This is a genomic window from Nakamurella endophytica (assembly GCF_014646215.1).
GTDB classification, from domain to species: domain Bacteria; phylum Actinomycetota; class Actinomycetes; order Mycobacteriales; family Nakamurellaceae; genus Nakamurella; species Nakamurella endophytica.
The window spans coordinates 93027-107491 of sequence record NZ_BMNA01000011.1 but is presented as its reverse complement, the minus strand read 5'-3'; the positions used below and the strand labels follow the sequence as shown (position 1 = coordinate 107491).

Annotated in this window: 10 protein-coding genes and 1 pseudogene; 6 read left to right on the top strand and 5 right to left on the bottom strand. The window is 75.6% G+C overall.

Annotation, left to right across the window (positions count from 1 at the left end; genetic code table 11):
• Together IEY37_RS18190 and IEY37_RS18185 are read left to right on the top strand one after the other, a co-directional pair.
• Window positions 1–494, top strand: a pseudogene (locus tag IEY37_RS18190) (C40 family peptidase); the annotation flags it as partial.
• A 208-nt stretch (window positions 495–702) separates the two neighbouring features.
• Complete coding sequence (locus IEY37_RS18185; protein WP_188944135.1) at window positions 703–2061, top strand: NBR1-Ig-like domain-containing protein; 1359 nt, start codon at window positions 703–705, stop codon at window positions 2059–2061.
• A 28-nt stretch (window positions 2062–2089) separates the two neighbouring features.
• Here the strand turns inward: IEY37_RS18185 and IEY37_RS18180 are convergent, their stop codons facing one another.
• Entirely contained in the window at window positions 2090–4204 is a 2115-nt protein-coding gene (locus IEY37_RS18180) for a DUF262 domain-containing protein (RefSeq protein WP_188944132.1), read from the bottom strand.
• Between the two features lie 121 nt (window positions 4205–4325).
• On the opposite strand from IEY37_RS18180, the gene IEY37_RS18175 reads away from it, so the two are divergent.
• Window positions 4326–5099, top strand: coding sequence for a hypothetical protein (locus tag IEY37_RS18175; RefSeq protein WP_188944130.1), 774 nt, complete (start codon window positions 4326–4328; stop codon window positions 5097–5099).
• Window positions 5100–5235: 136 nt separating this feature from the next.
• Here IEY37_RS18175 and IEY37_RS18170 read toward each other — a convergent pair whose 3' ends face one another.
• Window positions 5236–5709, bottom strand: a complete 474-nt coding sequence (locus IEY37_RS18170; protein WP_188944128.1) for a DUF4383 domain-containing protein — start codon at window positions 5707–5709, stop codon at window positions 5236–5238.
• Window positions 5710–6143: 434 nt separating this feature from the next.
• Between IEY37_RS18170 and IEY37_RS18165 the strand changes: the two genes are divergently transcribed.
• Window positions 6144–6569 carry an HIT family protein gene (locus tag IEY37_RS18165; protein ID WP_188944126.1) on the top strand — a complete coding sequence of 142 codons (426 nt, stop codon included), beginning with the start codon at window positions 6144–6146 and terminating at the stop codon, window positions 6567–6569.
• A gap of 25 nt (window positions 6570–6594) precedes the next feature.
• Here IEY37_RS18165 and IEY37_RS18160 read toward each other — a convergent pair whose 3' ends face one another.
• The 3 genes from IEY37_RS18160 to IEY37_RS18150 all read right to left on the bottom strand — a co-directional run bounded on the left by IEY37_RS18160 (window position 6595) and on the right by IEY37_RS18150 (window position 10438).
• On the bottom strand, window positions 6595–6966 hold the full coding sequence (locus tag IEY37_RS18160; protein WP_188944124.1) for a VOC family protein: 372 nt from the start codon (window positions 6964–6966) through the stop codon (window positions 6595–6597).
• Window positions 6967–7115: 149 nt separating this feature from the next.
• Window positions 7116–7820, bottom strand: coding sequence for a response regulator (locus IEY37_RS18155; protein ID WP_188944122.1), 705 nt, complete (start codon window positions 7818–7820; stop codon window positions 7116–7118).
• Window positions 7817–10438, bottom strand: coding sequence for a sensor histidine kinase (locus IEY37_RS18150; protein WP_229674615.1), 2622 nt, complete (start codon window positions 10436–10438; stop codon window positions 7817–7819). Before IEY37_RS18150 ends, IEY37_RS18155 begins: the two co-directional genes overlap by 4 nt.
• A gap of 289 nt (window positions 10439–10727) precedes the next feature.
• On the opposite strand from IEY37_RS18150, the gene pheS reads away from it, so the two are divergent.
• Together pheS and pheT are read left to right on the top strand one after the other, a co-directional pair.
• A complete protein-coding gene (gene pheS / locus IEY37_RS18145) occupies window positions 10728–11864 on the top strand; it encodes a phenylalanine--tRNA ligase subunit alpha (protein ID WP_188944120.1) in 1137 nt (378 codons plus the stop codon).
• Between the two features lie 4 nt (window positions 11865–11868).
• Complete coding sequence (gene pheT / locus IEY37_RS18140; RefSeq protein WP_188944118.1) at window positions 11869–14352, top strand: phenylalanine--tRNA ligase subunit beta; 2484 nt, start codon at window positions 11869–11871, stop codon at window positions 14350–14352.
• The last annotated feature ends 113 nt before the right edge of the window (window positions 14353–14465 follow it).

Sequence of the window (14465 nt, the reverse complement as noted above, 5' to 3'; positions counted from 1 at the left end):
TCGCCGCCGGCGCCCGCGCCAACCTCAAGCCGGGCCTGAAGAACGAGAACGCCTCGCACCGGATCGGCAAGGCGGCGTCCGGCGGGTGCTCGACCTCCGGCCTCGGCGACCCGCGCAGCTGCGCCGGCGCCGTCTCCTGGGCGAAGTCCCACGTGACGACGGCGTACCACTCCGACTACGCCAACCGCTGCGACCACGTGGTCGGTCTCGCCTACGGCTGGGGGGCGAGCGGTTCGGCGACCGCCTACACGCATTGGACGCAGATCCCGGCGCGGTACCGGCACGCCGGCTCGACCGACGTCCCGGCCGGAGCACTGGCGTTCTTCAGCGGCGGCGCCGGCCACGTCATGATCTCGGTCGGTGGCGGCCGGTTCGTCTCCAACGACATCCACGGCCGCGGGACCCTGACCTACACCACCATCTCCGAGATCAGGAGCAAGTGGGGCAAGCCGTACCTCGGCTGGGCGCAGCCCTGGTTCAAGATCAACCACTAGGCATCCGGCAGGCGGTCCGGGGCTGCCCCGGACCGCCCGTCCGCGAAGCCGGCTCCCGGAGCCCCCGCCGCACCGCGGCGGGGGCTCCGGCTCCGTGCGCCGACCGCGTCGGCGTCCCGCGCACCGGCCCGGCGGTAGCGTTCCCGGCGGGCAGTCCCCGCCCGGCGTGCACAGGCGCCGCGGCGGAGGTCGCCGGGGCGGAGCAGGGGTGGGCGAGGACGTGACCGGATCGGTCGGCGGGGACGCACCGGTGCCGCGGGGGGACGGGCAGCCGGCACGGGCCGACCGGGCGGCCGTCGTCCAGGACTTCGCCGAGCTGCTGCGCACCGTCCGCCGGGATGCCGGCCAGCCGTCGTTCCGGGCCATGGCCGGACGGTCCGGGGCCATCTCGCACACCACGCTCCACGAGGCCGTCCAGGGGCACCGCTTCCCGAGCTGGGAGACCGCGGCCGAGTTCGTCCGTGCCTGCGGCGCCGACCCGGCCCCGGTCCGCACCCGCTGGTGCCGCGCCCGGGACGACCTGGCCGCCCTCCGGGACCACCACCCCGATGCCAGGCCCGATCCCGCACCCCCGGCGTCGTCGCCGACCGGAGGCGTCCCTGTCCAGGAGGTGTCGGCGCCCATGGAGCAGGACGGCGAGCGGATGGCACGCCGGGACGGTGGCGGTCCGGCGCCCGGACCGGTCCCCGGTCCTTCCGTACCCGGGGAGCCGGCAGCGCCGGGACCGTCACCGGCCACGGCGGCGCCGTTCGCGTCGACGGTGCCGCCGGCGTCGGCCGGGTCCGCCGGGTCCGTGGCCGCCGAGCCGGGCGACCCCGGGCGGGCGACCGGTACCGCCGGCCGGCCGACCCGCCGGCGGCCGCACCGGACCGCCGTCGCCGTGCTCGCGGTGGTGGCGGTGCTGGCCGTGGCCGGGTTGGTCACCGTGCTGCTGCGCGGTCAGCACCCGGCCGCCGACCGCGACGCCGCGGCCACCGGCAGCCGGACCCAGGCGACGACCGCCACCGGAGCCGTGACCGGCACCGGCCCCGTGACCGCCACCGGCGCCGTGACCGGTCCCGCCTCCGTCGCCGGTTCCGACCCTGCCACCGGTTCCCTCTCCGCGACTGGACCCGGCGCCGGCACGGCCGGGACCGCGGAGAGCTCGTCGGTCCCGATGGACCCGGCGGACTGCCCGCTCACCCGGCCGGATCCGCCGCCCAGACCGCCGGCGCACGCCGGGGACGCGTCCCTGTTCGTCGCGGACGTGACGCTCGAGGACTGCACCCGCGTCGCGGAAGGCGTCACCGTCACCAAGGTCTGGCGGATCCACAACGTCGGCACCGTGCCGTGGTCCGGGCGCCGGCTGCACCGCGTGCACCCGGCTCGCACGGACGCCGACTGCCGCACCCCGGCGGACGTGCCGATCGCCGACACGCCCGCGGGTGCGGAGGTGGACGTGTCCGTGTCGGTGACCACCCCGCACCGGCCCGTGTACTGCTTCGTCGACTTCAAGATGGTCGACGCCGCCGGCGCCACCGCCTTCCCGGGCAACCGGCCGGTGAACCTCCAGCTCGTCGTCGGCTGACCCGACCCGGCGCGGCCGCGGACGGTCGCTACATCGCGTCGCCGATGTAGGAGTACTTGACGTACACCTCGGTCGCCAGACCGGCCTGTTCGAGCACGCCCTGGACCGCGGTCAGCATGTAGCGCGAGTCCCAGCCCATGTACAGGTGCCGCCCGCCGGCCAGCTCGTCCCAGTGCCCCTGCCAGGCCGGCGCGTCGAAGATGGGTCCGCCGCGCCGGGCGACGAACGCCTCGACGTCGCTCCTGGCGTCCGCCCACAGCCGCTTGAAGACCCGGTTGAACAGGTACTGGACGTCGTGGACCTCCCAGTGCTCCCCGCAGTACTCGACGTAGTCGAACTCGCGCTGCCAGCCGCGGGGCCAGCCGCGCCGGAGCCGGGCGTCCAGGACGGGAGTGAGCCCGTCGTCGTCGATCGGGACTCCGGCCGGCCCCGGCCGCGCCCAGGTGCGCAGCAGCTGCGCGGTCAGTCGCGCGGTGCGCTCGGCGATCTGCGCGGTGCCCCAGGCGGGTGTGCCGGCGAGCGCGGCCGTCGCCGGGACGGCGCTGCGCGGGTACACGGTGTCGCGCTTCTCCGGGTACGACAGGTCGGCGGCCCGGTCGGCCAGCGGAGGCTCCAGCAGCGCCAGGTTGCCCACCGTCCCGGCCAGCGCCCGGTGCGCGTTCTGCTCGTCCTCGCTGTACTGCGCCCACCTGCGGATGCCGTCGCCGGTCCAGGTCTCGCCGGGCTCGAGCGGGACGACGTGCTCGACGTCGAGCGGCTGCCCGGCCGCGGGCGCCCCTGCGCCGCCGTCCGGAACGTCCGCATCGGCGAGCCGGCCCAGCACGTAGCGGGGGTGGGGCAGCGGCCGGTACTTGAGCGAGATCCGCACCCGCTCGTCCGACGGCGTGATCCGGGCCATGGCGCGGGCCAGCGCCTCCGGGCCCTGCTCCGACGCCCGGCACAGCCGGGCGACGAGGCGGTCCGTGCCGATCTCCACGACGGTCCGACGCAGCAGCAGGGCCTGCACGTCCTCCAGCGTCCGCAGCAGCCGCTGGGCGTCCACCCGCCCGCTGGTGTGGTCGTGGTAGGCGCGCAGCACCAAGGGGTACATGCCGTGGCCGAAGACGTTGACGTGGTGCAGCTCCCGGGCGATCCGCGGATCGGCCTCCCGGTCCGGCTCCAGCAGCACCTGGTACGCCCGGGCGAACTCCAGCCACTCGGTGGCGTGCTCGAGCAGGGTGGCGCGGTCCAGGCGCGGGAAGCGGTGCCGGAAGACGTCGTAGACGCCGCGCTCGCCGCTGCCGCCACCGGCCAGCACGGCCTCGCGGCCCGTCGTCATCACGAGGTAGTGCCGCCAGAACCGGCCGATCGCCTCGCCGGTCGCCTGTTCGATCGGCGCCCAGAAGCGGTCCTCGACCTCGACCTGCTCCGCGTGCGAGAGGCCCATCAGGACGTAGTTGTGGATCAGCTCGTGGTCGCGCAGCGGTTCGCCGGTGGAGTTGAGCGACTCGAAGATCTGCTGCGCGTTGGCGTCGGGCCCGACGCTGATCGCGACGTGCTCGAGCTTGGACAGCCCGCGCCAGATCCGGGGTGCCTCGTCCGCTCCCACCTGGCTGCGGAAGAACGCATAGTTGTCGTCGAACCGCGAGTCGCGGGCCGGCTCGCCCGACGGTGCCCGGCCCAGCACCACGCTCTCGAACACCTGCGCCCAGGCCCGGTGCGGGCGCAGCGTGGTGCGCGGCGCCTCGCCGCCGCCCTGGTCCGGCCGCACGAGCAGGTCGGCGATCTCCGCCACGGTGGCGCGCGCCGCGGGCGACGGGTCGGCCAGCAGGGTGTGCTGCACGGCGGCGGCCAGCAGCATCAGCGTGGTGATGCGCTGCTGCCCGTCGATCAGCACCAGCTCGCCGGTCCCGTCCCCGGTCCGGCCGCCCGCCTGCGACAGGATCGAGCCGATGAAGTGGGTGTGCCGGTCGGCGAAGTCGGCGACCGCGCGGACGTCGCTGAGCAGCTGCTCGCACCGGCCGATGTCCCACCGGTACTGGCGCTGGTAGACCGGCACGACGATCGCCGTCCCGGGCGCGGACAGCCAGCCGACGGTGTTGACCGCCTGCGCCGAGACGTTGGTGGCGGTGGGATCCGTGGTGCCGGTGACGTCGGTGCTCATCGGCCACTGACCTTAGGCGGGTGTCGCAACCGTCGGCGGGCGACACCCGGGGACGTAGGCTGACCTAAGTCGGTCGAGATCGAGGTGCCTTGCGCCGGACACGAAGGGATGACGTCACACCATGGGTTACATCAAGTCGGCGGCTCTGGAGGAGACGGGCTACGTCGTCCTCGACAGCTACCAGCAGGAGCTCGACCCCAAGGAGTGGCTGGACGTCGAGTACGTGGACTGGAAGTCCTCGGGCGACACCCGGTTCGCGCCGCTGGCCAGCGCCTTCGGCGAGATCGAGTGCAACGGCTTCTGGAACCACACGCCGCCCCGCACGGACAAGGACGGTGTGTGGATCCCGGCCCAGACCGCCAAGGCACCGCGGCTGACCGGCCGTGCGCAGGAGCCGGGCGCCAACGTGGGCCGCTGCCGCATCATCGAGCTGCAGCCGAACACCTACGCCGACTGCCTCTACAACCTGCACCAGGACGACAACAACCGGCTGAACCCGGACGGGACCGGCTGGGTGGTGCGCGGGTTCTTCAACCTGTCCGACGACAAGGACAGCTTCTTCGTGCTGCGGGAGAACCGCACCGACCCCAGCGGGGAGACGCGGATCGCGCTCCCCGCGGGGGCGCAGCTGGTGATCGACACCCAGCGGCTCTGGCACGCGGCCACGCACGTCGGTGACGACCCGCGGTACTGCCTGATCACGTCGTGGGAGTCGGGCCCCGAGCTGGACGCCTACCTGGAGAAGTACCACGCCAACCCCTACGCCGAGAACGTCGAGGTGGCGCAGGACATCCTCGACGCCGGCCAGGCCGAGCAGTCCCGCCGGATCGCCGCGCGGGCGGCCGCGCTCGCGGCGCGCGGACGGGTCGAGCAGGCGGCGATGAGCGAGGCCTGACCGGCCCGGCACCAGCGGACACGACGAAGGGCCCCTGCCGATCGGCAGGGGCCCTTCGTGCAGCGGTCGTCCGGACGGGAGGACGTCACCGGAACGTGCGGTGCGCGGGCGCGGCGGCGGGACGCAGCCGCGCCGGTCAGACCCGGACGGGTCCCGGCCGGCTGCGCGCGACACCGCGGCTGACGAGCAGGCCGAGCGCGATCATGCCGATGCCCAGCACCAGGTGCAGCCAGTTGTCGGCGTTGTTCACCGGGACGAAGTTGGCACCGCTGTTCTTGTCGATGACCAGGCCGTAGATCCACAGCACCAGGTAGATCACCCCGCCGCCCACCAGGTAGTTGCGGGCGCCGGCGGCGGTCCGGGCGAGCGCCAGGCCCACGATGCCGAACAACAGGTGGACGATGTTGTGCAGGATCGACACCTGGAACACACCGAGCAGCTTGGCCATGGAGTCGTGGCCGGCGAACGTCATGTCGCCGTAGTTCGTGGTGATCCCGGGCACGAACCCGAGGATGCCCACCAGCAGGAACACCACGCTGACGACAGTGGCCAACCTGCGCGCCAGGGATCCTCGATCGGTGGCCGCGGCGCGGCCGGAGGCAGTGGACATGGGGACTCCTTGTGTCTGGTGACGGCCCGCGCGCGACGGACCGCTGCACGCCGGCCACGGGAGCCCTCGAGGCGCCGTCCCGTCCCACGGCGACCGCCGACCCCTGCAGCCAGCAAGGAGCGCCACCCTGCTGGACGCTCACTCACCATGGAATCACCCATGGAGTGGTTGTCAAACACGTGTGTGAGTCCTCCGTCCGCGTGTCAGCATCCTGTGATCGGACCGTGACGCGGCCGTTGCGAAGATCCGTTCACCCGGCTGCGGACCCGCCGAAGACCAAGAGTGCCCCGCGGGTCCGCCCGCCCCGGCGGCCGGACCTGGTCGGCCGTCAGCGCTGCAGGGCTGGCGGCCCTTGCGGCTCCGGGCCCGGTCCACGCCGTGCCGGTGGGGTCGCCGCGCGGCGGGTGCCCGGCGACGTGGCCCACACTCGTGCGATGGCAACCGTGTTCTCGCGCATCATCGCCGGGGAGCTGCCCGGCCACCTGGTCTGGGCCGACGACGACGTGGTGGCGTTCCTGTCCATCGCGCCGCTGACACCCGGGCACACCCTGGTCGTCCCGCGGCAGGAGATCGACCTGTGGACGGACGCGCCGCCGGCGCTGCAGGCGGCGGTGTTCCGCGCCGCCGCCGCGGTGGGCGTAGCGGTGCGGACGGCTTTCGACGCGCCCCGTGCCGGCCTGGTCGTCGCCGGTTTCGAGGTGCCGCACCTGCACGTGCACGTGTTCCCCGCCTGGTCGATGCGGCAGTTCGACTTCGCCAGCGCCCACCCGGAGCCGGACGCCGGGCGGCTGGCCGATGCCGCGTCGCGGATCCGCGCCGCGCTGCGGGCCGCCGGGCGGACCGAGGTGACCGGGGACTGAGGGGGATGGGTGCGTCCGGCGACCCTCAGCCGGTGGTGATGCGCACGTAGTGACCGTCGGGGTCCAGCAGCCGGAAGTCGCGCAGGCCCCACGGACGCATCCGGACGTCCTCCTCGACGGGCCATCCAGCGGCGGCGACCCGCTCCCGCTCGCGGTCCAGGTCCTCGACCTCCAGCACGATCTCGACGCCGGCCGGTGGCCGCCGGGCCACCGGCGGCACACCGGCCCCGGGCCGGGCCGCAGCGCCGATCCGGACGGCGCTCCGACGCACCGCGAGGTACGGCACGGTCGCCTGTCGCTCGTCCCGCTCCAACCCGAAGGCGAGCACGCCGCACCAGAAGTCGGCGAAAGCGTCCAGGTCCGCAGGGAACAGCTCCAGCCTCAGTGCAACGGTCATGCGCCGACTGTGCCGACGACCGACCGCCCGCGCCAGCGTGCCGGCGTCGCACGCCCGGTGACCGCGGGTACGGAGGGTTCGCGCACCGGGGCAGGCCGGCGCCGGCGTCCCCGCCCGAGCCGGCCGATCCGGCACGGGCGGTCGCCGGATCAGCGGCCGGGCGCCGCCGGCACCTCGAGCCGGTAGCCCACGCCCGGCTCGGTGAACAGGTACCGCGGACGCGCCGGGTCCGGCTCGAGCTTGCGGCGCAGCTGGGCGACGTACACCCGCAGGTACCCGCTCTGGTCCTGGTATCCGGGACCCCACACCTCGCCCAGCAGCGTCCGCCCCGGCACCAGCTTGCCGGCGTGCCGCAGCAGCACGTCCAGCAGCGACCACTCGGTCGGTGTCAGCCGCACCGGCCGGCCCTCCCGGGTCACCCGGTGCGCCGACCGCTCGACCGTCCAGTCCGCGGTGACCACCACGTCGGGCGAGTCGTCGGCGACCGGCACGGCGGCGCCCCGGCGGGCGGCGGCCCGGATCCGTGCCAGGAGCTCGTCCATGCCGAAGGGCTTGGTCACGTAGTCGTCGGCGCCGGCGTCCAGCGCCTCGACCTTCTCGGCCGAGTCGGCCCGGGCCGACAGCACCACCACGGGCGTCGCGGACCAGCCGCGGATGCCGGCGAGCACGTCGACTCCGTCCATGTCGGGCAGACCGAGGTCCAGCAGCACCACGTCGGGGTGCCGTCGGGCCACGGCGTCGAGCGCGTGCCGGCCGGTGTGCACCGTGGTGACGTCGTAGCCGTGCGCGCGCAGGTTGATACCCAACGCCCGGGCCAGGCTCACGTCGTCGTCCACGACCAGCACCGCGGTCACCGGGCCGCCTCCGCCGGCCCGCCCGGGCCGGCCGGTGCGGCGTCGACCGGCACGGTCAGCACCATGGTCAGCCCGCCGCCGGGCGTGCCCTCCGCGTCGATCGTCACGCCGACAGCCTCCGCCAGCCCCCGCGCGACGGCGAGGCCCAGACCGATGCCGGACCCGGCGGGCACGTCGCCCAGCCGCTGGAAGGGGCGGAACATCCGTCCCCGGTCGTGCTCGGGGACGCCCGGACCGCGGTCGGCCACCCGCAGCACCACGGACCGCCCACCGCCGGTGCCGACGAGCGCGGCGCGGATGCGGACCGGGACGTGCGGCGGCGAGTGGCGCACGGCGTTGGCGACGACGTTGGCCAGCACCCGCTCGAGCAGGCCGGCGTCCGTGGTGACCAGCGGCAGGTCGTCGGGGATGGCGACGTCCACCGCCGGCGCACCGGGCGGCCCGTGGTGCGCGAGCCCGAGCAGCGCCCGGTGCACCACCTCGTCGACGGACACCGGCGCGAGAACCGGTGCGAGCACGCCGGTGTCCAGCCGGGACTGGTCGAGCAGGTTGCGCACCAGGTCGTCGAGCTGGTCGACCGCCTCTGCGGCCGTGTCCAGCAGCTCGTCCCGGTCGGCCGGCAGCCAGTGGACCGACCGGTCGGCCAGGCCGGACACCGACGCCTTGATCGTCGCCAGCGGCGTCCGCAGGTCGTGCGACAGGGCGGCCAGCACGGCGGTGCGGACGCTGTCGGAGGCTTTGAGCCGGCTGGCCTCCGCCGCGTCCCGGCGGTCCCGGACCCGGTCCGCCGCCACCACGGCCTGGGTGGCCAGCGTCTCGAGCAGCCGGTGCTCCTCGGCCGGCAACGGGCGACCCCAGGCGACGAGCCGGTGCCCGGTGCCGGTGGCCGCCACCACGTCGGGAGCCGCCAGACCGTCGGGCACCCGTCCCGACCCGGCGAGCACCGCAGCGTCCGCGCCGCCGGCGACCTCGCCCGGCGGACGGGGATCCCCGGGTGCGGCGACCAGCGCCGCCCCGGTCATCCCGAACCCGGCGCGGACTCGGTCCAGCACGGCGCGCAGCGGGTCGGCCGCCTCGGCGACGTCGACCGCCGTCGTCGCCAGCAGCTGCGCCTCGGCCCGCCCCCCCGCCGCCGCCCGCGCCCGGCGCGCCGACCTCGACACGGTCGACGCCACGACGACCGCCGTCACCACGAACACCGCGAGCGCGAAGGCGTTGCGCGGCAGCGCGATCGTCAGCGACCCGATCGGCGGCGTGAAGAGCACGTTGACCAGCAGGCCGGCGAGCAGCGCGCTGACCGTCGCGGCCGCCACCGTCGACGTCAGCCCCACGGCCAGCACACCGAGCAGGAACACCAGCATCTGCGTCGTCAGGTCCAGGGCGGACCGGCCCGGCCACATGGCTGCCGCGAGCACCGGCGGGGTGAGCAGCGCCGCAGCCCACGACAGCCACGAGCGGGTCGCGGGTCGCGCCCGGCGCACGGCCGCGGCCAGCCGCCGGAGCCGGGCGAGCGGGGACCGGGCGGTCCGGTGGGCCGGGTGCGTCACCACGTGCACGTCGACGTCGCCGGACCCGCGGATTACGGCGGAGACGGTGCTCGGCCGTAGCAACGACACCCAGCGGCCGTGCCCCGAAGCGCCGACGACGATCTGTGTGCCGTTCACCCGCCGGGCGAACGACAGCACGGTGGCCGGGACGTCGTCGCCGACCAGCAGGTGCAGCGTGCCGCCGAGCTCCTGGGTCAGCTGCCGCTGCCGCTCCAGCTCCGCGGGTCGGGCGCCGAGGCCGCCGTCGGTGCGCAGCACGTGCACGGCCACCATGGACCGCCCGGCGGCGGCACCGGCGATGCGGGCCCCGCGGCGCAGCAGCAGCTCGCCCTCCGGACCGCCGGACAGCGCCACCACGGTCCGTTCCCGTGCCGGCCACGTCTGGGCGATCCCGTGCTCCGCCCGGTACCGCCCCAGGCCTTCGTCGACCCGGTCGGCCAGCCACAGCAGCGCCAGCTCGCGCAGTGCGGTCAGGGTGCCCTCGCGGAAGTGGCCCTGCGCGGCGTCCACCCGTTCCGCCGGGAAGACGTGCCCGTACGCCAGCCGGCCGCGCAGCGCCTCGGGGCTCCTGTCCACCAGCTCGACGGCCGCCGCCGACCGCACCACCTCGTCGGGCACGGTCTCGTCCTGCCGGACGCCGGTGATCGCCGCGACCACGTCGCGGAGCGACTCCAGCTGCTGCACGTCCAGCGTCGTCACCACGTCGATGCCGGCGTCCAGCAGGACCTGGACGTCCTGGTAGCGCCGGGGCCGCGGTGACCCGGCAGGGTTGGTGTGCGCCAGCTCGTCGACGAGCGCCACCTCCGGCGCCCGGGCGAGCACCGCGTCGGTGTCCAGCTCGGTGACGTCCGGGCCGCGGTGCCGGACGGTGCGTCCCGGCACCACCGGCAGGTCTCCGACGGCCTGGCGGGTGTACGGGCGGCCGTGGTCCTCCACCCACCCCACCACGACGTCCGTGCCGCGGGCCCGCCGGCGGCGGCCCTCTTCGAGCATGGCCACCGTCGTGCCGACGCCCGGGGCCGCGCCCAGGTGGACGCGCAGCGTGCCGCGGCGCCCGACCGCACCCCTCACCGCGCCTCCGCCCGCCACCGACCGCCTCCACCCGCCCGCCACCGCCTGCTTCACTGCCTGACTGCCCGCCCGCCCGTCGGTTCCAGCCGGCCACCTCGGTCCCGCGGCGGGCACGAGGCGAGGGTAGGCCGACCGGGTGCGGCCGCACCCTCGCCGCCGGTCGCGGCCGCACCCCCGCCGCCGGTCGCGGCCGCACCCCCGCCGCCGGTCGCGGCGTCGGCACAGACCGGTGACGTCGGGCCGGGCCATAGACTCGGCACCCGTCCGCGCCGCCGCTCGAGAGGTCACGATGTCCACCCACCCCACCGGTGACCCCACGACCGGCGCGACCACCCCGCCCGACCCGACCGACGCCGACGCCGTCGACGCCGCCCTGCGGGCCGGACTGCTGGCCGTGGAGCGGGCCGCCGACCTGGACGAGCTCAAGGCCGTCCGGCTCGCGCACGCCGGCGACCGCAGCCCACTCGCCCTGGCCAACCGGGCCATCGCCGACCTCGACCGCGACCGGCGCGCGGAAGCCGGCCGGGCCGTGGGTGCCGCCCGCGGCCGGCTGCGGGCCGCCATCACCGACCGCACCGAGATCCTGACCGCGCTGCGCGACGAGGAGGTGCTGGTCGCCGAGCGGGTCGACGTGACCCTGCCCTACGGCCGCCACCCGGCCGGCGCCCGGCACCCCGTCGCGACGGTGATGGAGCAGGTCGGCGACATCTTCACCGCGATGGGATGGGAGATCGCGGACGGCCCCGAGCTCGAGGCCGAGTGGTACAACTTCGACGCGCTGAACTTCGGTCCGGACCACCCGGCGCGGGCTATGCAGGACACCTTCTACGTCCAGCCGCAGGGCGGCCCGTCCGCCGGTGGGTCGTCGGGACTGGTGCTGCGCACGCACACCTCGCCGGTGCAGATCCGGACCATGATGGACCGCACCCCGCCGATCTACGTCGTGTGCCCGGGCCGGGTGTACCGGTCCGACGAGCTCGACGCCACCCACACGCCGGTCTTCCACCAGGTCGAGGGACTGGCGGTGGACCGGCACCTGGACATGCGCCACCTGAAAGGGACCCTGGACCACTTCGCCAGGGCGATGTTCGGGCCGACGTCGCGCACCCGGCTGCGGCCGTCGTTCTTCCCCTTCACCGAACCCAGTGCCGAGATGGACGTCTGGTTTGCCGGCCGCAAGGGCGGCGCCGGCTGGGTCGAGTGGGGCGGCTGCGGGATGATCGACCCGGACGTGCTGCGGGCCTGCGGCCTGGATCCGTCCGTGTACAGCGGTTTCGCGTTCGGCATGGGCATCGAGCGGACGATCCAGTTCCGCCACGACATCTCGGACATGCGTGACCTGGTCGAGGGTGACGTCCGGTTCACCGCGGCGTTCTCCGCGCCGACCGGTGCGGACCCGGCGGCCGTTGCTGCGGAAGGGATCTGACGACGTGCGTGCGCCACTGAGCTGGCTGGCCGAGGATGTCGACCTGCCCGCGGGCACTACCGCGCAGCAGGTCGCGGACGCCCTGCTGCGGGTCGGTTTCGAGACCGAGGGCGTCCACATCCCGCCCGCGACAGAGGGTCTGCTGGTGGTCGGCGTGGTCCGCACCATCGAGGAGCTGACGGGCTTCAAGAAGCCGATCCGCTGGTGCACGGTCGACGTCGGACCGGGCAACGGACCGGACGGCGGCGACGCGCCGCGCGGGATCATCTGCGGTGCGCGGAACTTCGCGGTGGGCGACCACGTCGTGGTGGCGCTGCCCGGGACGGTGCTGCCCGGCGGCTTCGAGATCGCGTCGCGGCAGACCTACGGGCACGTCTCCGACGGGATGATCTGCTCGGTGCGCGAGCTCGGCATCGGCACCGAGCACGAGGGCATCCTGGTGCTCGACCCGGACGCGCCGGTCGGTGCGGACGCCCGCGGGCTGATCGGCGCCGACGACGGCGTCGTCGAGCTGGCCGTCACGCCCGACCGCGGGTACGCCCTGTCCATCCGCGGGCTGGCCCGGGAGACCGGTGCGGCGCTGGACGTCCCGTTCCGCGACGAGGCGGCCGCGCGCAGCGCGGCGCTGCCCGCGCGCGAGCACCCGGCCTGGCCGGTGACGGTCGAGGACGAGCAGGGCTGCGCCCGGTTCGTCGCGGTCCGGGTGCAGGGGGTCGACCCGTCCGCCCCGTCGCCGTGGTGGTTGCGCCGCCGGGTGCAGGCCGCCGGCATCCGGTCCATCTCGCTGGCCGTCGACATCACCAACTACGTCATGGTGGGCTGGGGACAGCCGCTGCACGCCTTCGACGCCGGCCGGCTCCGCGGCGGCATCACCGTGCGCCGTGCCCGCCCGGGGGAGACGCTGCGGACGTTGGACGGGACGGTGCGCCGGCTGGCCGGCGACGACCTCGTGGTCGCCGACGAGTCCGGCGCCGTCTCGCTCGCCGGCGTCATGGGTGGCGAGTCGACCGAGATCTCCGGCAGCACCGACGACGTGCTCCTCGAGGCGGCCTGGTGGGACCCGGCCGCCATCTCGCGCACCGCCCGGCGGCACAAGCTGCCCAGCGAGGCGTCCCGCCGCTTCGAGCGCGCCGTCGACCCGGCCGTCGCCGCCGCGGCCGCCGAGTACGCCGCCGAGCTGCTGGTGCGCTACGGCGGCGGCGAGATCACCGGCCGCACCGACGTCGGCCGGGTGCCGGTGCTGCCGTCGGTGCAGCTCCCGCTGTCCGAACCGGAGCGGCTGACCGGCCGGTCCTACGAACCGGCGGTGATCGCCCACCGGCTCGAGCAGCTCGGGGCGGTGGTCACCTCGGCCGGCCGCTCGCTCACCGTGCTGCCGCCCAGCTGGCGACCGGACCTGAGCCGGCCCGCCGACCTGGTGGAGGAGGTCGCCCGCGTCGACGGCTACGACGACCTGCCGTCCGTGCTGCCGGCCGCGCCGCCGGGCACCGGGCTGACGGCCGAGCAGCAGCGCCACCGGCGGATCGCCGCGGACCTGGCGTCGGCGGGCCTGACCGAGGTGTTGAGCTTCCCCTTCGTCGGGTCGGCCGACCTCGACCGGCTCGGGCTGCCCGCCGGTGACGCGCGACGCCGGTCGGCCACGCTGTCGAACCCGCTGGACGCCGACCGGCCGGCGATGGCCACCACGCTGCTCCCCGGGCTGATCGACGCGGCGGTGCGCAACCTCTCGCGCGGCGCCCGTGACCTGGCGCTGTTCGAGATCGCCCAGGTGGTCCTGCCGCGGGCGGACCAGCCGGCGCCACCGGCGCTGCCCGTCGACCGGCGGCCCACCGACGCGGAACTGCGCCGGCTGTCCTCGAGCCTGCCGCTGCAGCCGCAGCACGTCGCCGCGGTGCTCTGCGGTGACGTCGACCCGGCCGGTTGGTGGGGTCCGGGCCGCGCCGCGTCCTGGGGCGACGCCGTCGAGCTCGCCCGGCGGGTCGGCGCGGTCGCCGGCGTCGAGCTGCGCGTCACGGCGGCCTCCGTCGCGCCCTGGCATCCCGGCCGGTGCGCCCGGATCTCCGTCGGCGACTGGCCCGTCGGGTACGCCGGCGAGCTGCACCCGGCCGTCTGCGAGCGCTACGGGTTGCCGCCGCGCAGCTGCGCGCTGGAGCTGGACCTGGACGCCCTGCCGCTGCCGGCGCCGCCGCGTGGCCCGCGGATCTCGCCGTTCCCGCCGGTGCGCCTGGACGTCGCCGTCGTGGTCCCGGCCGCCGTCCCGGCCGGTGACGTCACCGCCGCCCTGCGCGACGGGGGCGGCCCCCTGCTGGAATCGGTGCGGCTGTTCGACGTCTACACCGGGGACCAGGTGCCGGAGGGATCGGTGTCGCTGGCCTTCGCGCTGGTGGTCCGGGCGCCCGACCGGACGTTGACGGCCGCCGAGGCGGTGCAGGTGCGCGACGCGGCGGTGGCCGCCGCGCAGGACCGCACCGGCGCGACGCTGCGCTGACCGGGCGGCGGCAGGCCGACCACCGGGGCCGACCACCGGGGCCGACCGGCCGGGCTGTCCGGCCGGGCCGCCGCCGCGCGGGCCAGGACGCTGCCGGCACCCCGCGCGGTCCT